This window comes from Bartonella sp. CB10SXKL, assembly GCF_042195515.1.
GTDB lineage: Bacteria > Pseudomonadota > Alphaproteobacteria > Rhizobiales > Rhizobiaceae > Bartonella.
Genome location: NZ_JBHION010000125.1, coordinates 1 through 585, shown reverse-complemented (window position 1 = coordinate 585; position 585 = coordinate 1). Strand labels below are relative to the sequence as shown.

Here is a 585-nt window from a genome sequence, read left to right as displayed (position 1 = left end):
TTTGTCTTTTAAGCTCTTGAGACAGCACACCAATTCCTTTTGCTGTGATTTTTGCGCAAGGAATGACTTTTTCTATTCCATTTGCGGTTTTAAGTGTAATGGTTGGGCAATCCATAAGTTTCTTTTGGATTTTGTCTTGATAAGGAAGCAAATTTCCACCTGCTGCACGTCTATAAATCCACCCTTTTTGCTGTAAGAAGAGAATGAATTGTTTTGGTTGCATCTCAAGTATTTTAGCGGCTTCTGTAAGACCGAAGAGTCCGTTGTGACGTTGCAAACTTTCAAGAGCAGCTGCTTTTGGTTTAAGGATACTCACTTCACTTTTTAAGGTCTCTAATTGTGTGACGCTTTCTAAAAGAAGTTTCTTAACAAAGAGAGGATCTTCTAAAGCATTTGCAAGGTCTAAAGGTTTCTTTGCACGCCGTTCACATTCAATAAAATATTGACGGGCTTGTTTACCTTTTTCATTACGCTCTACCATGGCGAGCTCTTTTGCCATGTCTAATGTGAGGTGATAGTCTATAGCTGTAACAGCTCTAGATTTTGCGCTCCCCAATTTTGGGGACCGCAAATCTTGTGTTTTTA

At 39.1% G+C, this 585-nt stretch carries 1 protein-coding gene; it reads right to left on the bottom strand.

All coding sequences use genetic code 11. The features are described from left to right. On the bottom strand, positions 1-585 hold a 585-nt coding region (locus tag ACFIK3_RS09790; protein WP_375676643.1), incomplete at both ends, for a phage antirepressor KilAC domain-containing protein.